We start from the raw sequence: 16,331 nt of genomic DNA on the forward strand, positions 1-16,331 counted from the left end.
GCTTGATCGTTTGACGTGCGTTACGTGAGCGCGGCCGGCAGTGGCTGCGAACTCATCACCAGATTGCGTCCGCCCGCCTTGGCACGATACAGCGCCGCATCGGCAATCTCGACCAGCGTGTCGATGGAGAGGGCGCCGTCGCCCGGTACGGACGTGGCGCAACCGGCGCTGACGGTCACATAGCGCGACGGCGCGGTGGCTTCGATGCGCAGGCGCAGCACGGCTTCGCGCGCGCGCTCGGCAAGGGCTTGCGCTTGGCTTGCATCGGTGTCAGGCAGGACGACGATGAATTCCTCACCGCCGTAGCGCGCGATGAAATCGGCCGAACGGTGCACCACGCCAGCCAGCGCGTGGGCCACGGCTGCAAGGCAGGCATCACCCTTGAGGTGGCCGAAGGCATCGTTGTAGCGCTTGAAGTGGTCGACATCGACCATCACCAGCGAAAGCGGCTGCCCGCTGCGCTGGGCGGTGCTGATCAGGCTGTCGACCTGCTCGTTGAAGTAGGTACGGTTGTACAGGCCCGTCAAAGCATCGCGCATGGACGCCTGCTGCAGCGAGACGTGCGCCTCGAACAGCCGCCGGTACAGCGTGGTCACTTCCCAAACCAATATGCAGACCAGCACCCCGGGCGCGAACATGCTGAACAGGCGCGCGACGTACCAGCCCAGGGTAAAGCGATCGGTGCTCAGCAGGTTGAGTGTGGTGTCCGTCAGGCAGGCCAGTGCGGCAATGGCCAGCCAAACGTCGAGCACCGTGCGCAAGCGGCCGCTGGCCACCACCGCGAGCACGGCAACCGTGTTGATGGCCCACAGGACGACCGCGACAGGGTTGTTGCTATTGCTGGAGCGCAGCGGCGGCGGCAGGTCGGTCAGCACCGCAAAGCTGCACAGCAGGCCGCCCACCACCACCGGCCCGCCGATCAGCAGCGAGGCCCACCGGCCGACACGCCCGTCAGCAACGGCATCGCGCGAGAGCCGATCGCGCATGAGCACCGCCAGGATCACGAACAGCGGAAAGCCGCCGTGCCAGAACACCCACATCCATGCCGCACTGGCGGGGCGGGCGCCAAACAGCCCGGTGGGCGAGAACACGCCCGGGAAGGTCAGCAATTGCAGCGCCACGGCCAGCGCGGTAAAGGCATAGGCACCGCCAAGCGCCCCCAGCATCGGCTGCCGTGTCACGGTGAACTGCGCGCCCAGCAGAAACGCGGCAATGCCGGCCGTGGTGAACACCGTCAAGGCACACATCGGCATGAACGGGTTGATTGCCGGCCATTGCAGGCCCGCACGTGGTGCGGCCATGGCGAGCGTCAACAGGATCAGCAGCGCGATCGCACCGGCAGCCATCGCTTGCCGGCGTGTGGCTCGCTGAATCAGAAAACTTTCCATCGCCCCCCCGGGGTTCGAGATTGTGTGATCCGACCTGCTCGCGTGTCGGTGTGCCTACATCATAGGCAGCGGCCGACGGTGCGAAAAGCCTAGGCAGGGATCGGGATATCGCTACGGCTGGCCCAAGTCGGCGGCCGTGTTCCAAGGGAATTGAAGGGAATCTTCCGTAGTGTGGGCCGGGCATCTCGCCGTTGTTGAATCACTCGGGCCGTTGGCCGACGCTGTATGGAATCACTCAATCACACGCTGTTTCTTTGGCTCAACGCGCCGGACGACGCTTCGGCCACGACCGTCTGGCTGGCGATGGCCTTTGCCGAATACGCGATCTGGCTGGTGCCACTGACGCTTGTGGCCGCCTGGCTATGGGGCGAGCCGACCACGCGGCGCCAGGCACTGCAGACCGGTGTGGCTGCCGCGCTGGCGTTGTCCATCAACGTTGGCTTCGGTCTCGCGTGGTATCACCCGAGGCCGTTTGCGATTGCGCTGGGCACCAATCTGCTGCCGCACGCGCCGGATTCATCGTTCCCCAGCGATCACCTGACCGCGCTGTGGACCGTGGCGTTCAGCTTGATGTGGAACGCACGCCTGCGCGGGGTGGGCGTGCTGCTGGCGCTGTTGGGCTTGCCGATGGCGTGGGCGCGCATCTACCTGGGTGTGCACTATCCGTTCGACATGCTGGGTGCGGCGGCCGTGTCGGCCTTGAGCGCCTGGCTGTGCAGCGGCCGCGTGGCGCATACCCTGTCGGAGCCGCTGCACCGTTTGGGGCTGGCGTTGCATGATGTGGTGCTGGCACCGTGCGTGCGGCGCGGCTGGGTGCGCAAGTAAGCGTGGCTCAGGCGTACCGGCGCCAGGCACGCCAGAAGAGCACGAAAGACAGCGCGGTCGCCCCCACGTTGTAGAGCGTCGCCAGTGCAAACGCGTGGCCGTAGTGCGCTGCGTGCGTGGCGGCGTCCATCGTCACCGCGCCATTTGCGCCATCCACCTGGCCCAGCAGCGAGAACAGCAGCACGCCCACCACCGTCACGCCCACCGCGTTGCCGACGGCTTGCATGGTCGTGACGGTGCCGGCGCCCATGCCGGCCTGGGCCGTTTCCACGCCGCTCAGGATGGTGTTGAGCGACAGCGGAATCACCATGCCTTGCCCAAAGCCGTTGAGCATCAGGGGCAGGATCAGCCAAGCGGTGCCCGCGCCCAGTTGTGCCATTGTCGCCAGTACCACCATGCCCACGGCGAAGATCGCCACGCCAAGCAGCAGGGCGCGCTGCCCGATGCGTTCAGCCAGGCGAGGCGCTGTGAGCGAGCCGGCAAAGAAGGCGATGGCCGCCGGCGTGAACACCAACCCCGCAGCCAGCGCCGACAGGCCGCGCCCGAACTGCAGCAGGATCGTCAGCGCCAGGAAGTACGAGCTGATGGCCGTGTAGAACAGGAAGATCGCCAGCACGCCCAGCACAAAGCTGCGGTTGCGGAACAGCGCCATCTCGATGATGGGAACGCGGCCAGCCGCCGACAGCGCTTGTTCCACCCGCACAAAATGGCGGAACACCAGCAGTGAAGACAGCGGCACCACCCACGACCACCATGGCCAGCCGGACTCGCGGCCCTGCATGATCGGCACCAGCAGCATCGCCAGCGCCACCGCGCCTGCCACGGCGCCACGCACGTCCAGCCGGGCCGCCACCGGCGCACGCGATTCCGCCACGAACGCTCGGGCCGCCAAGATGGCGACAATGCCGATCGGCACATTCACCAGGAACACCGCGCGCCAGCCCGACACGTCGGCCGCCAGTGGATGCGCAATCAACCAGCCGCCGATGATCTGCGAGACCGACGCCGCCACGCCCTGCACCGCGCCCATGGTGCCGAACGCACGGCGACGCGCATCGCCATCAAACAGCACGCGCAGCGAGGCCATCACCTGTGGCATTAGAATGGCCGCCCCCAGGCCCTGGCCGACGCGCATGGCAATCAGCATCCACGGCGTGGTCGCCAGGCCGCACAGCGCGGATGCCAGCGTGAACAACGCCATGCCCGCCAGAAACATGCGCTTGCGCCCGAACAGGTCGCCCAGGCGCGCGCCGTTGAGGAGGAACACCGCATACGCGGCGCTGTAGCCGACCATCACGAGCTGGATTTCGGCAAAACTGGTGTGTAGACCGGCACGGATGTCCGGAATCGCCACATTGACGATGAACAGGTCGAGAATGGTGACGAAGTTGCCGGTGAGCAGCGCCGCCAACGCCGGCCAGTGCCGTTTGGCTGGCGAGGCAACGCCGCCGGCAGCAAGGGATTCCGTTGACATGGGGGATCTCGGTTTATTAATATACGGTCGTACGTATACTAGAGAGCAATCGGCCCACGTCAAGCGCCGATTGCGTTGACCCCACTCACCGATAGGGCATTGCCATGAACGAAACCGACGGCCGCCGCCAGCGTGGCGAACGTGCGCGCGCCCAGGTGCTCGAGCACGCCACCGCCATTGCCTCCACCGACGGGCTGGAGGGCCTGACGATCGGCCGGGTGGCCACGGATGCGGGCGTGGGCAAGGGCAATATCCAAGTGCTCTTCGGCGACAAGGAAACGCTGCAACTGGCCACGCTGGACGCGGGCGTCGTGCATTACCGCGCGACGGTGGTCGAGCCGGCGCTGGCGCTGAAAAGCCCGCTTGCCCGTCTGCGTGCCCTGACCGAAGGCTGGTTCGACTACGTGGCCAGTGGGGCGTCGCCGGGTGGGTGCTTTGTCTGCGCGGCCAGCTACGAATACCGCGCGCGGCCAGGTGCCATCCAGGACCGTGTGCGCGGGCATCGGGAGGCGATGCGTGCCCGCTTTCGCGAGACGATTTCGGCGGCACAGGCCGCTGGTGAGTTGCGCGCCGATGTCGACGTCGACCAGCTCGTCTTCGAAATCGAATCGTTTCGCTCCAACGCCAATGTGGCGTTCCTGATGGGCGACATGGCGGTATTCGAGCGCGCGCGCCGCAGCACGCGGGCGCGCATCGATGCGGCGCTCGCCTGAGCGGACCTCACACAGCGACGCGCACAAGCAACGCCTGTGCGGCGCCGCGGGCGTCCCTCCGCGCCACCTTTGGTTACACTTGTGCGCAGTCGCACAAACACACCAAACACAAGACTCGCGGGGGAATTAGGTATGACGAGCCGAACGATTGCTGCGGCCATCGGAATCGGGGGCACGCTGTGGCTGACCGGCTGCGCAGCGCCTTATGCCGAGCCGCCTGCCGGCGCCAACACGGCCACGGTGGATTTCGTCCGCCCGCTGACCAGCACCAACGCCACCATCCTCGCGTTTGACGACCCAAAGTATTGCGGCAACCCGCGCACCGCGCTCAAGCCGGCTGACGCCACGCGGCCGATCCGCGTCCTGGCGGGTGTGCCAACCGCGCTGGGCGCGAGTTTCATTCGCGCCTCGGGCACGCTCATCTATCGCTGCGGTGTGTCGGCGACGTTCGTACCGCAGGCGGGCAAGCAGTACAAGATGACGGCCAGCTACCCCACCAACGCCCATGTGTGCCGCGCCGGCGTGGTTGAGTCTGACGACGGCCGGTCGTGGCACGCCATCAACGCGCGTTATCGCACCTACCGCATCAACCCGTCGTGGGGCACCGGAAGCTGCCCCGGCCTGACCGACGCAGACGTGGCCTTCATGCGCGACAAGACGCGCTCCGAAGACGGCTCCACCACGCTAAGCGACCTTTCCGATCTGCTGACGCCGCAATGACCCGCCGCACTACCTTCATGATCCGCACGCTCCTGGCCACTGCATCGGCACTGGCAGCGTTGCCGGCGGCTGCGCTGGAGCCAGCCGAAGTGTTCGCCAAGGTCGCGCCCAGCATCTGGGAGGTGCGCGTGTCCAACGCCGCCGGCCAGCCGCTGGCCATCGGCAGCGCGGTGGTGATCGGCGACGGGTTGGCCGTGACCAACTGCCACGTGCTGCGCGGCGGCAAGCAGGTCAGCCTCAAGCGCGGCAACGCCAGCTTTGGCGCGCGCCTGCTGTATCCCGACGTGCAGCGCGACCTGTGCCAGCTTCGCGTTGCCGATTTCCACTACCCCGCCGTCACCATCGTCCCGAGCAGCACGCTGGTGACGGGGCAGAAGGTCTACGCAATCGGCAACCCACTGGGGTTTGACCTGACGATCAGCGAGGGGTTGATCTCGTCGCTGCGGCATGATGAAAACGGCGAGCTCAAGGCGATCCAGACTTCGGCCGCGATCTCGCAGGGCTCCAGCGGTGGGGGCCTGTTCGACAGCAACGCGCGGCTGGTCGGTATCACGTCGCGCATGGTGTCCGCCGTCTACGGGCAGAACCTGAACTTTGCCGCGCCCGCCGAGTGGATCAACGATGTTCCCGCCCGTGCGCAAAAGGCGCTGGCCGAGCGCGCTGCAGCAGCGTCGTCGGTGGCAGCCAATACGACGCCTGCTGCGGCCATCGCTCCACAGCCGCGCAAGCCCGGTGAACTGGGCCCGAAGTCGCAAGCCGCCTTTGGTGCGTACTTGCACAAGCCGTGGCCCAAGATCTTCGTGGCCGCCGACGGCGATCAATTTGTCTACGAATGGGGCCAGAACGCTGAATTCCGTGCGGTGTCGTCGTGCAAGGAGCGTTATCAGAACTGCTCGATCTATGCCCGCGACGACACGGTCGTCGAAGCCAAATAAACGCCCTCGCAACGCTTGATCTCGATTCAGCCCGGTTCAGGTCGGGGCATGAAGACATTAATATGTGACCCGTTTGGCTGCGCGATGCCCGTTTGAGCGAGCCTGCACAGTCACTCAAAACACGTCGAATAGGAACCTGCGAACATGAATTGGACCGCGACCCGACCGATCCGCGTGGTCGTGCTCGATGATCATGCGGTCGTCCGCCATGGTCTGGCTGCGCGCCTGAAGCAGGAGGCCGACATCGAGGTCTGCGGCATGTTTGCGTCAGGCCGCGAAATCGTCCGGGCACTCAAGGACAGCACCTTCGAGGTGGATGTCCTGCTGATGGACTATTCGCTGGGGCCCACTGAGATCGACGGGCTGAACCTGATCCGCCTGATTCGCGTGCGCTATCCGGAGTTGAAGATTCTGGTGGCCTCGGCGCATCACAACAAGGCGACGGTTGGCATGGTCATGCATGCCGGCGCGCGCGGGTTTGTCGGCAAGGAAGAGGAGCTGTCGGAACTGGTGCGTGCCATTCGCACCGTGGCCACGGGCGGCAAGCGCCTGAACGCCGCGCTGGCTGCCGAGATGGAGAGCGACGCGCTTTCTACCGATGCGCCCCCGCCCACCGCGAATGGCAGCAAGTTCTCTGCACTGCTCGACCGCTCCGAGCTCAGCCCGCGCGAGCGCGAAGTGCTGCGCTGCTGCCTCGATGGCATGTCGGTCACGGACATTGCCGAGAAATTCGCGCGCAGCATCAAGACCATCAGCTCGCAGAAGCAATCTGCCTATCGCAAGCTGGGCATCCGAACCGATACCGAGCTGTTCAAGATCAAGCACGAGCTTGAGGGGCAGTGAGCGCTGAGCGGCGCCCAAGCCATGCCCTGCACACCGGCAACGCCGTCGGCTCAGATGACCGAACCGCGAACGCCTGAACTGGTCAGGCGTTGTGCAGCACGCGCAGCAGCAGGTTCTCCAACTGCTTGACCTCGGCCTGCGAGAACCCGCGCAGCAGGTGGTTCAGCACGTCGATGATCAGCGGCCGGATTTCCGGATACAGCGCGCGCCCCTGCTCGGTGAGCGAGACCACGACCGAGCGGCGATCCGCATCACTGGGCGCGCGCTTGACGATGTTCTTCTTCTCCAGCCGATCGATCAGCCGCGTCATCGCGCCCGGATCGTAGTGCAGCGCCCGCGAGAGTTCGGCCGGGGTGGTGGCGAGGTCTTCAGCCAGGTAGATGACGACCGTCCACTGCGCGGCCGTCAGGTCCAGCGATGCCAGGGCACTGTCGATGTGTGTCACCAACGCGTGTCGGACCCGATGCACGAGCCGACCGATGTTGGTATCGCGGTCCATGGTGTCAAGCTGGTAGGCGCCTTCACTGGTGCTGGTGTCGGCGGCCTCAGGTGTCTGTACGTCGATGCTCATGGTGGTGCTCCCCGTTCTGCCGGTGATCCGGCTTGTAAGGCGCGCCGCATTCCCGTAACGCTGGCGTGCTTCATTGCACACTAATCGTCGCTTGCCCAGGCCGTCAAGCCGGGATCGATACCAACGCAGATCGTCAAATCTCGTTGGATATCGCTGCAAAACGATTGCGGCTGCCAAGGGGTGGGATGGTTCGTATCATGGTTGAAACGTGGCAGCCGACGCATGTGGCGCGGCGTGCTCGTCCTCCTCCATATTCCTTTTTTGAACGCCATGGACCTCCACCTTCAGAACAAGCTCGCGCTCGTGACCGGCTCCACCAAGGGCATTGGTCATGCCATTGCTGTAGCACTGGCCGCCGAAGGCGCCCGCGTGATCGTCAACGGCCGTACTCAAGCGTCTGTAGACGACGCAATTGCGCGCCTGCGCACTGAGGCGCCCGACGCCCAGGTCGAGGGCTTTGCCGGTGACCTGTCCAACGCGGAGCAGGCCGATGCGTTGGTCGCCCGCTTTCCCAAGGTCGACATCCTTATCAACAACCTCGGCATCTTCGACCCCAAACCGTTTGAGGAAATCGACGACGCCGAGTGGCAGCACTTCTTCAACGTGAACGTGTTGAGCGGCGCGCGTCTGTCCCGCGCGTACCTGCCCGGCATGCGTGCCCAGAACTGGGGCCGCATCGTGTTCATCAGCAGCGAGAGCGGCGTGCAGATTCCGGTGGAGATGATCCACTACGGCGTCACGAAGACCGCGCTGCTGGGCCTCTCGCGCGGGTTGGCCGAATTGACGGCCGGCACGGCCATCACCGTGAATGCCGTGCTGCCGGGCCCGACGCGTTCCGAAGGCGTGGATGAGTTTGTCGAGAAGCTCTCCGGCGGCCAGAGCTTCGAAGCGTTCGAGAAGACCTTCTTCGAGACCGCCCGGCCGACCTCGCTCATCAAGCGGTTTGCCAGCACGAAGGAGGTGGCCAACCTGGTTGCCTATGTGGCGAGCCCGCTGTCGTCGGCCACCACGGGCGCTGCGCTGCGCGTGGACGGCGGCGTGGTGAAGTCGGCGTTCTAGAACGTCAGCCCTGACGAATGCACCATTCCGGCGTGCGGCCCCGGCTTTTACGCTGGCCGTGCCGCTGGTGCATGCCGGCGGGACAAGCCGGCAGCGCGTCTGTTCGCCCGTATCGTTGAGAACGCAGACCAGCCAGACCGAGCGTGTCCTTGCCCGTGCGTTGGCGGCATTCCTTCCACATTTTCGGAGTGATTGCCATGTCCCACTGCAAGGTCTACGGAACCAAACCTGACAACGGCCCCGGTCAACTGGCGGCCCAGGCTGCGCGCGATCGCGTCAACCAGGCGCACGCCACCTGGGCCGTCACGCTGGCCTACGACAGCGGCACGACAACGGCTGTCTACACTTCCGCAGTCGCCAGCGTCGACGATCTGGAAAAAGCGTTCGAAGCGCAATTTCCGCAGTACACGGTGGTCGGTTACTGAGCCGCCTGCCCCGCCACGTGCCCCGGCATCGTGGCGGGCACGCCCCGGCAACAAACATTGCAATCGGACGGCAGCCCGTCACAATGAAAGTCGGATTGATTTTCGAGGATCGGGATGCAGGGCAAGCGAGCTGTGGGCAGCATGGGTTTGTGGTGGCGGACGGCATGGCTGGGTGCCGTTACGTTGGCGTTCGGTGTTGCGGCCGCTCGCGCACAGCAGCCGGCAACGCCTGCGCCTGCAGATCCGCAGATCGCCTTCTACTACGGCCGCGATGTGCCCGCCGCTGAACTGCAAGCCTTCGACTGGGTCGTGGTGGACCCGGCAACGGCCGGCAGTTTCGATCCGAAGCAGCCATCGTCCACGCTCTGGTTCGCTCGCGTCGACCTGACACAGCAGACTGATGCGATGCGCTCGAGCGCCTGGCCTGCCAATGTGATCGACCAGGTCTTTGCGCCGTTGCTCACGCAAGGCTACCAAGGCTTCCTGCTCGACGGACTGGACACACTCCAAGGCAGCGCTCCCGATGCCGCCAATGCCATTGCGGCATTGATGCCGGCGTTGCATGCGCGCGCACCGAACGCCAAGCTGCTGGCCGGTGGTACGGCCTGGCTCGAGACGCTGGCGCCGCAGTTGTCAGGCGTCGTGACGGCGGGTCTGGTGCGTGAGCGCGCAGGGGGCGAAGGTCTGCGTGATGTGGACGATGCCGAGCGCAACGCGCGCATTGCCACGCTGCGCAACATCGGTGCCCAGTATCACTTGCCCGCGGTCGCGCTCGATTACTGCGTCAACTACAACCGCACGTGTCTGCGTGAGACCGCCGACGTGGCGCGCGCCGCGGGCGTCACCAGCTACGCCACCACACCGGGCGCGGACTTCATCGGCATTGGCCGGCTGGAAGTGATGCCGCGCCGTGTCCTGTTGGTCGAAGCTCAGGAGCCCGGCACCAGCCGCAACACCGCGCCGTCGGTGCTCTATCTGGCCATGCCTATCAACTATCTGGGCTATCGCACCGAATTTGCCGACGCCAACAAGCCGTTGCCGGCCGTCACGCCCGACCGCTATGCCGGCGTCGTCACCTGGTTCGACGCCAACGCATCGCGACCGGGCGCGTGGGCGTCGTGGCTCAGGCGCACGATGGGCGCCGGCGTGCGTGTGGCGATGTTCAACCAGTTCGGGCTGAACATGGATGCCCCTACGGCGCAGATGTTGAATCTGAAAATAATGCCCGGCACGCCGGCGGGGCCGCTTGCCATCGTCTCGCATGATCCGATGATGGGCTTCGAGCTGCAGCCCCATCCCGATCGGCGCATGGCCGTGGGCGTGCAGGTGGACCCTGGTATGACGGGGGCGCAATCGCTGCTGCGGCTCTCCGCCGGCAGCTACACCTATGATGCGGCGGCCATCATGCCGTGGGGTGGCTATGTGCTTCAGCCATTCGGTGTGTTTCGCATGCCCGATGTCGACCAGGCGCGCTGGGTCATACAGCCGCTGGACTTTCTGCGCCGCGCGCTGCAGCTGCCCGCCATGCCGGTGCCCGACACCACCACGGAGAACGGCCGCCGGCTGATGACCGTGCATATCGATGGCGACGGATTCGCCTCCCGCACCGAGTTCCCGCCCGGCGAGTTCTCCGGCCAGGCCTTGCTGCGCGACATTCTGGATCGCTACAAGGTGCCGACTACCGTGTCGATCATCGAGGGCGAAGTGGCGGCCGACGGTGTGTACCCGAAGCTCACGCCGCAGCTTGAGCCGATCGCGCGCAGCATCTTTGCGCAGCCCTATGTGGAACTGGCCAGCCACACGTTCTCGCACCCGTTCAACTGGCTGCGTACCACCAACCCGCCCGACCCGACTTCTGCCGAAACGCCTGAAGGCACCGACACCGCTTTCTCGTTGAGGATTCCCAATTACCGCTTCAGTTTCGACCGCGAGATCGCGGGCTCCATCCACTACATCAACACCAAGCTGGCCCCACCAGGCAAGCGCGTGAAGGTGCTGCTGTGGAGCGGCAACGGCCAGGTGCCTCCGATTGCCGTACAGAAGACCGTCGAGGCCGGCGTGCTGAACATGAACGGCGGCGACACCTACATCACGCGCTCCAACCCGAGTTGGACGGCCGTGGCGCCGCTTGGCGTGGACAAAGGCGATGGCCTCTTCCAGGTATTTGCGCCCGACCAGAACGAGAACATCTACACCAACCTCTGGCACGGCCCGTATTACGGCTTTTCGCGCGCCATCGAAACGTTCGAGCTGACCGAAAAACCGTATCGCTTCAAGCCGATCGGCATTTACTACCACATGTATTCTGGCACCAAGCTGGCCTCGCTCACCGCCCTGCGGCAGGTATATGACTGGGCGGTCGCGCAGCCGGTCATGCCGATCTACGCGTCGGACTACATCCGCAAGGTGCTCGACTTCCGCGCCATGGCCGTTGCGCGTGACGGCGATGCCTGGGTCGTGCGCGGCAACGGCGATCTGCGGACCGTGCGCTGGGCCGGACCCGGCGTACCGCGCCTTGCCGATGCACGCGATGTGGCCGGCTACGCTGCAAGCCCGGGCGGCACCTACATCCACCTCACAAGCGGCTCGGCGCGCTTCACCCTGAACAACGCCGCGCCAGCGCAGCCCTACGTGCGCGATGCCAGCGGCCGCCTGTCGAACTGGCATCGTGGTGTGGATGGCCGTTCGCTGTCGGTCGATGTGGCCGGCTATACGCGGCCCTTCATCCGCTTTGCCAATGCAGCCCGTTGCCGGGCGACCGTGGACGGCCGCGAAGTGAGCGGCTCACATGGCGCTGAGTGGCGCATCGACCTGGGTACGGGCAACCCCGCCAAGCCCGCGCCCCAGCACGTCGAGCTGACCTGCGAAAAATGACGTCCGGAAACGCGGACGAATGTCTTGTTTGCCAGACATAGCGGGAGGAAAAACGTTTGCGCTCAAGCTTTTCCTGGTCGATCCGTTGTTAACCCGACTGACGACCCCCAGGGAAAAAAAGCATGAGAGCGTCTGCGCCCCTTTCTGAAGTTTCACAACCCCCGACCAGTCTCGGTACCCGGCTGGCCGCGATTGGCCTCATCGCCCTGGTGGCGGTGTTCGGCATGTTTGCCCTGGCGAACTCGCAATCGAGCCTGCGCATGCTGGAGGCCAATACCCAATCGGCCATGCACAACCAGGAAGCCGCCATGCGCGACATGATCGGCCTATTCGACGGCACCATGCGCACCGAGGCCGACCGTTTCCTGACCGCCTTTGCCGACGCCGCGCCCGGCCCCTACAGCGTGGACCCGGCGCAGATCGTGCAAGTGGCGGGCAAGCCGACGCCCACCTTCAAGAGCGGCGACACGGTGCTGAACCTCAACTTCACCGTGCCGGACAAGTTCTTCGCGCGCACCGGCGGCACCATCGCCACTGTGTTCGCCCGCACCGGCGACGATTTCGTGCGCGTGACCACCTCGCTCAAGAAGGAAAACGGCGAACGGGCGATCGGCACGCTGCTCGACCGCGCGCACCCGAGCTACAAATCGTTGATGGCCGGCGAGTCCTTCCGCGGCCTGGCCTGGTTGTTTGGCGTGCCTTACATGAGCAAGTACGAACCCGTGCGCGATGCGTCGGGCAAGGTGATTGGCGCGCTGTATGTGGGTGTGGACGTGCGCTCGGAGCTGGCCTTGCTCAAGGACAAGATCCGCTCGCACGGCATCGGCAAGACGGGCGGCTATTTCGTGGTTGACGGCAAGCCCGGCGCCGATCAGGGCAAGGTGCTGATCGACCATACGCAAGCCCGCGAAGGCAAGAACCTGCTCGACGCCAAGGACGCCGCAGGCCAAGCCTGGGTGCGCGAGATGATCGCGCGCAAGGATGGCACGCTGCGTCATACGCTGGCCGACACGGAAGGCGGCACCGCCCGGGAGCGCCTGACCGTTTTCACGCAATACCCGGATTGGCAACTGGTGATTGCGGGCACGGCGTATGTGGATGAACTCAACGCCGACCTGGTGGCCGCCCGCAATCGCTTCCTGCTGCTGGGCCTGGCACTCGGTGCGCTGCTGGCCGGCGGGCTGTACTGGATGCTGCGCCGTACTGTGAGCACGCCGCTGGCCGAGGTGGTGAACGTCGCCCAGCGTGTGGCTGCGGGTGATCTCACGCACCGGCTGCCCACCACCCGCCGCGATGAGATCGGCCAGGTCATGCGCGCCGTCAACGGTGTCGGCGACGGCCTTTCAGGCATCGTCGACAAGGTGCGCGCCAGCGCCTCCACCATCGCATCGAGCACCGGCCAGATCGCGGCCGGCAATGCGGATCTTTCCGCACGCACCGAAGCGCAGGCCGGTAATCTGGAGCGCACCGCATCGAGCATCGAACAACTGGCCGCCACCGTGCGCCAGAACGCCGAAAGCGCCCACCACGCGCATGACATGGTGCAGTCCGCCAGCGAGGCGGCCAACGCTGGTGGGCAGACCGTCGAGCGACTGGTCGGCACCATGTCTGGCATCCACGCCACGGCGCAGAAGATTGCCGACATCACGGGCATCATCGACGGCATCGCTTTCCAGACGAACATCCTGGCGCTGAACGCTGCCGTGGAAGCTGCCCGCGCAGGTGAACAGGGCCGGGGCTTTGCCGTCGTGGCCGGCGAGGTGCGCAGCCTCGCCCAGCGCAGCGCAGCCGCCGCCAAGGAGATCAAGGAATTGATCAGTCGCTCGGTTGAAGAAGTGCAGGCAGGCAACGAGGCCGCCCGCGGCGCCGGGGACGCCATGCAGGACATCGTGACGCGCGTGGAGCGCATCGCCGGTCTGATGGGCGAGATCAGCCACGCCTCGCGAGAGCAGTCGCAAGGCATCGAAGAGGTCAACCATGCGGTCACGTCGATGGACGAGGTGACGCAGCAGAACGCTGCGCTGGTCGAAGAAGCGGCCGCCGCCGCCGAAAGCCTGCGCCAACAAGCCCAGGAACTGCGCGGCGCGGTGGACGTGTTCCGGCTCGCCTGAGCCGCGGGGCTGTGCGCCCGGTTGGCGAGATAGAAAAACCCGGGCTTTAACCCGGGTTTTTTGTTGGCGCCTCCTTCGTGCGCGGCGATCTAGTGCAGGATCACCCGCCGCACCAAGGCGACCAGGGGCGGCCGAATCGAGCGCTCGAAACCCGGACGCAGGCGCAGTGGCTTGAGCAGCATCTTGGCAGCCATGTCGAGCGGCAGATAAGAGCGCACCAGGGCACTCACGCGCGAGTTCAGCGCGCGGACATCGGCTTCGGGCACATCTTCCTGGCTGCGCTCGATGCGCAGCACATTGCGCAGGGCGATCATCGAATCTTCATTCTTGATTTCACGCAAGCGCGACGCGAGCGCCTTGAGCACGCGCGCGCGGCCCACGCCCTCGCTCGCGTTGCATTCGTTGAAGAAACGCAGGAAGTGTTTGTAATGTCGGACTTCATCGGCCGAGATGCGGCTGGCGAGGTCGCGCAGCACCGGTTCATCGGCTTCAGCCGCGGCTTGGGCGATGGCCCGATAGAAAGTGGCGGTGCCCATTTCGACGACGCAGCGCGCGACCATTTCCAACGCCTGCGTGGGCTCGAACTGGTCGACCGAACAGGTGACCGAGTATTCATCGAAGAAGCGGGCGTAGCCGCGCTCCCAGTCGAACTCGGGCCAGACAGTTTCAACGTAGCGGCGCAATGCACGGCCGTGCTGAAGCTCTTCGCGTTCCCAATGGTGGATCAGCCAGTGCGCAGTTTCGGGGCGGTCGGCGTAGTACTGAGCGAGGTTGCCGGCATAGAGGTCGGAGCCGCTTTCCACAAACGACGCACTGGCAACGAGGTAGAACAGCGTGCCGTTTTCGCGTACGCGTGCGACGTCGATGCTGTCGTAAGCGATCTCCTGGACCGACCACGGCATGCGCTCGCTCTCAGATGTTTCCAGATGAACCTGTGACAAGGCGCTTCCTCCGTCGGCAATCTCGCAAAAAGCGGACCGCCTCTGCTATGAGAATGAAACATCACGTTCCATGTTTCAAGACAGATGTGCGCTTCCAAAGGTTCCTAAAAGCAATCTCTTGCTTTCAAAGTGGTGAATGCGTCATGGCGATTGCGTCACCCCTGTACGCGACGCAGCGGTGGGTACGGTGCGTTTTCGCGCGTTCCGCAAGCCGTAGGCGAAGGCCCCGAGCGCGACGAGAGCAGCGCCAACCATCGCCCATTCCACTGCAGCATAGCCGCCGCTCGCCCGCCAGAGCAGTGCGCCCAGCCATGGGGCGCTGGCCTGTGCCAGCAGCACGGGCGTCATCATCAGGCCGTTGAGCGTGGCGTACTGGTTGGGCGAAACCAGTTCCGGCATCGCAATCGCGCGGACCATCGTGTTGATGCCGTTGGCTGCGCCATAGACGAGCGCAAACACGATCAGCAGCGGCCCGCTGGACAGCGCCAGCAAGCCGAGCGCGCCAGCCATGGCGCCGTACGTCCACGGTGCAATGCGTACCGGGTGCGCCGGGCGTGAACGCATCATGGCCAGCCGCCCGAGCACTTGGGCGGGGCCGATGAGCGCGGCGATCAGCAACTGGCGACTGGTCGGCACGCCTTTCTCCGTCAGCAGCGGAATCAGGTGCGCGCCGAGCACGGTGGCGATCAGGCTGGTGGCCACGAAGGCCAGCACCACCGCCCAGAACACCGGCAAGCGCAACACCATGCGCCATGCCGAGGCATGCACCGGTGCCGTCGGGTCGAGCGCCTCGGCTGGCGCGTGCACGGGCGGCCGCACGCGCAGGCGCGCATGGATCGGCAGGCAGATCAGCACATGCGCCAGCGCAAAAAGCTGCAGCGTATGCCGCCAGCCGAGGTGTTCCACGCCCCATTGCGCGAGCGGAATGCACAGCGTGCTGGAGAACCCTGCGATCAGCGTGAGGCCGATGATCGGGCGCTGATACGCATCGCCAAACGCCTGGCGAAGCACGACAAAGGCCGGGTCGTAGAGCGTAGTGGCCATCGCCAGGCCCATCGGCAGCCAGAGCAGCAGGAAGGCCGCCTCACTCGAGACGAAGGACCACGCCAGCAGGCCGCCCGCCGCGAGCATGGTGCCTGCACCCATCACGCGGCGCGCAGGCCAGCGGTCCAGCGCGCGCCCAACCCAGAACGAGCACAGCGCCCAGACCAGCAACCCGAGCGAGAACCCGCCCGCCAGAAACGGCCGGGCCCAGCCGAGCGTCTCGTGCATCGGCCCCAGAAACACGGTGAAGGTGAAGTACAGCGTGCCCCAGGAGACCATTTGTGCCAGGCCCAGCAGCAACACAAGGCGCCGGCCTTCGGGCGAGCCTGGGGAGAACATGGGGTTCATGAAGATGGGAGCGGTGGGGGGCAGATCGGCGCAGCAAAAAACCATTCTATCGGCGGAGAT

14 protein-coding genes are annotated in these 16,331 nt (G+C 65.5%); 9 read left to right on the forward strand and 5 right to left on the reverse strand.

Annotated features, from left to right (window positions below; genetic code table 11):
- Positions 1-20 precede the first annotated feature (20 nt).
- Positions 21-1,388 (reverse strand): sensor domain-containing diguanylate cyclase, encoded by a 1,368-nt coding sequence (locus ACU8YE_RS18710; protein ID WP_446929323.1) that lies wholly within the window; start codon positions 1,386-1,388, stop codon positions 21-23.
- A 225-nt stretch (positions 1,389-1,613) separates the two neighbouring features.
- Between ACU8YE_RS18710 and ACU8YE_RS18715 the strand changes: the two genes are divergently transcribed.
- Entirely contained in the window at positions 1,614-2,213 is a 600-nt protein-coding gene (locus ACU8YE_RS18715) for an undecaprenyl-diphosphatase (protein WP_446929324.1), read from the forward strand.
- 7 nt (positions 2,214-2,220) lie between these two features.
- Here ACU8YE_RS18715 and ACU8YE_RS18720 read toward each other — a convergent pair whose 3' ends face one another.
- Positions 2,221-3,687, reverse strand: a complete 1,467-nt coding sequence (locus ACU8YE_RS18720) for an MFS transporter (protein WP_446929325.1) — start codon at positions 3,685-3,687, stop codon at positions 2,221-2,223.
- A 104-nt stretch (positions 3,688-3,791) separates the two neighbouring features.
- Between ACU8YE_RS18720 and ACU8YE_RS18725 the strand changes: the two genes are divergently transcribed.
- The 4 genes from ACU8YE_RS18725 (at position 3,792) to ACU8YE_RS18740 (ending at position 6,898) form a co-directional block, all read left to right on the forward strand.
- Positions 3,792-4,400: a TetR family transcriptional regulator C-terminal domain-containing protein gene (locus ACU8YE_RS18725; RefSeq protein ID WP_433865616.1), complete on the forward strand. Its 609-nt coding sequence runs from the start codon at positions 3,792-3,794 to the stop codon at positions 4,398-4,400.
- A gap of 132 nt (positions 4,401-4,532) precedes the next feature.
- On the forward strand, positions 4,533-5,120 hold the full coding sequence (locus tag ACU8YE_RS18730) for a hypothetical protein (protein ID WP_260803897.1): 588 nt from the start codon (positions 4,533-4,535) through the stop codon (positions 5,118-5,120).
- A complete protein-coding gene (locus ACU8YE_RS18735) occupies positions 5,117-6,055 on the forward strand; it encodes a trypsin-like peptidase domain-containing protein (RefSeq protein ID WP_433865614.1) in 939 nt (312 codons plus the stop codon). The genes ACU8YE_RS18730 and ACU8YE_RS18735 overlap by 4 nt, the downstream gene beginning before the upstream one ends.
- A gap of 144 nt (positions 6,056-6,199) precedes the next feature.
- Entirely contained in the window at positions 6,200-6,898 is a 699-nt protein-coding gene (locus tag ACU8YE_RS18740; RefSeq protein ID WP_322018680.1) for a response regulator transcription factor, read from the forward strand.
- An 82-nt stretch (positions 6,899-6,980) separates the two neighbouring features.
- Here ACU8YE_RS18740 and ACU8YE_RS18745 read toward each other — a convergent pair whose 3' ends face one another.
- Positions 6,981-7,469, reverse strand: a complete 489-nt coding sequence (locus ACU8YE_RS18745; protein WP_045206711.1) for a MarR family winged helix-turn-helix transcriptional regulator — start codon at positions 7,467-7,469, stop codon at positions 6,981-6,983.
- 270 nt (positions 7,470-7,739) lie between these two features.
- Between ACU8YE_RS18745 and ACU8YE_RS18750 the strand changes: the two genes are divergently transcribed.
- The 4 genes from ACU8YE_RS18750 (at position 7,740) to ACU8YE_RS18765 (ending at position 13,938) form a co-directional block, all read left to right on the forward strand.
- The gene (locus ACU8YE_RS18750) at positions 7,740-8,528 is read left to right on the forward strand and encodes an SDR family NAD(P)-dependent oxidoreductase (RefSeq protein ID WP_343619382.1); all 789 of its coding nucleotides are present in this window, start codon (positions 7,740-7,742) and stop codon (positions 8,526-8,528) included.
- Positions 8,529-8,725: 197 nt separating this feature from the next.
- Positions 8,726-8,953, forward strand: a complete 228-nt coding sequence (locus ACU8YE_RS18755; RefSeq protein WP_232041292.1) for a hypothetical protein — start codon at positions 8,726-8,728, stop codon at positions 8,951-8,953.
- 114 nt (positions 8,954-9,067) lie between these two features.
- Complete coding sequence (locus ACU8YE_RS18760; protein WP_446929326.1) at positions 9,068-11,827, forward strand: hypothetical protein; 2,760 nt, start codon at positions 9,068-9,070, stop codon at positions 11,825-11,827.
- Between the two features lie 122 nt (positions 11,828-11,949).
- Entirely contained in the window at positions 11,950-13,938 is a 1,989-nt protein-coding gene (locus ACU8YE_RS18765) for a Cache 3/Cache 2 fusion domain-containing protein (RefSeq protein WP_440476284.1), read from the forward strand.
- Between the two features lie 89 nt (positions 13,939-14,027).
- Here ACU8YE_RS18765 and ACU8YE_RS18770 read toward each other — a convergent pair whose 3' ends face one another.
- On the reverse strand, positions 14,028-14,840 hold the full coding sequence (locus tag ACU8YE_RS18770; RefSeq protein ID WP_446929327.1) for a ferritin-like domain-containing protein: 813 nt from the start codon (positions 14,838-14,840) through the stop codon (positions 14,028-14,030).
- A gap of 180 nt (positions 14,841-15,020) precedes the next feature.
- Positions 15,021-16,271 carry an MFS transporter gene (locus ACU8YE_RS18775; RefSeq protein ID WP_446929328.1) on the reverse strand — a complete coding sequence of 417 codons (1,251 nt, stop codon included), beginning with the start codon at positions 16,269-16,271 and terminating at the stop codon, positions 15,021-15,023.
- Positions 16,272-16,331 lie beyond the last annotated feature (60 nt).

This window comes from Ralstonia sp. VS2407 (genome assembly GCF_052950655.1).

Bases quoted from the DNA above. Each gene is read 5' to 3' on its own strand.
- ACU8YE_RS18725 (WP_433865616.1), top strand. From the start codon at position 3,792: ATGAACGAAACCGACGGCCGCCGCCAGCGTGGCGAACGTGCGCGCGCC.
- ACU8YE_RS18775 (WP_446929328.1), bottom strand. From the start codon at position 16,271: ATGAACCCCATGTTCTCCCCAGGCTCGCCCGAAGGCCGGCGCCTTGTG.
- ACU8YE_RS18720 (WP_446929325.1), bottom strand. From the start codon at position 3,687: ATGTCAACGGAATCCCTTGCTGCCGGCGGCGTTGCCTCGCCAGCCAAA.
- ACU8YE_RS18745 (WP_045206711.1), bottom strand. From the start codon at position 7,469: ATGAGCATCGACGTACAGACACCTGAGGCCGCCGACACCAGCACCAGT.
- ACU8YE_RS18710 (WP_446929323.1), bottom strand. From the start codon at position 1,388: ATGGAAAGTTTTCTGATTCAGCGAGCCACACGCCGGCAAGCGATGGCT.
- ACU8YE_RS18740 (WP_322018680.1), top strand. From the start codon at position 6,200: ATGAATTGGACCGCGACCCGACCGATCCGCGTGGTCGTGCTCGATGAT.
- ACU8YE_RS18735 (WP_433865614.1), top strand. From the start codon at position 5,117: ATGACCCGCCGCACTACCTTCATGATCCGCACGCTCCTGGCCACTGCA.
- ACU8YE_RS18755 (WP_232041292.1), top strand. From the start codon at position 8,726: ATGTCCCACTGCAAGGTCTACGGAACCAAACCTGACAACGGCCCCGGT.
- ACU8YE_RS18765 (WP_440476284.1), top strand. From the start codon at position 11,950: ATGAGAGCGTCTGCGCCCCTTTCTGAAGTTTCACAACCCCCGACCAGT.
- ACU8YE_RS18715 (WP_446929324.1), top strand. From the start codon at position 1,614: ATGGAATCACTCAATCACACGCTGTTTCTTTGGCTCAACGCGCCGGAC.
- ACU8YE_RS18730 (WP_260803897.1), top strand. From the start codon at position 4,533: ATGACGAGCCGAACGATTGCTGCGGCCATCGGAATCGGGGGCACGCTG.
- ACU8YE_RS18770 (WP_446929327.1), bottom strand. From the start codon at position 14,840: ATGCCGTGGTCGGTCCAGGAGATCGCTTACGACAGCATCGACGTCGCA.
- ACU8YE_RS18750 (WP_343619382.1), top strand. From the start codon at position 7,740: ATGGACCTCCACCTTCAGAACAAGCTCGCGCTCGTGACCGGCTCCACC.
- ACU8YE_RS18760 (WP_446929326.1), top strand. From the start codon at position 9,068: ATGCAGGGCAAGCGAGCTGTGGGCAGCATGGGTTTGTGGTGGCGGACG.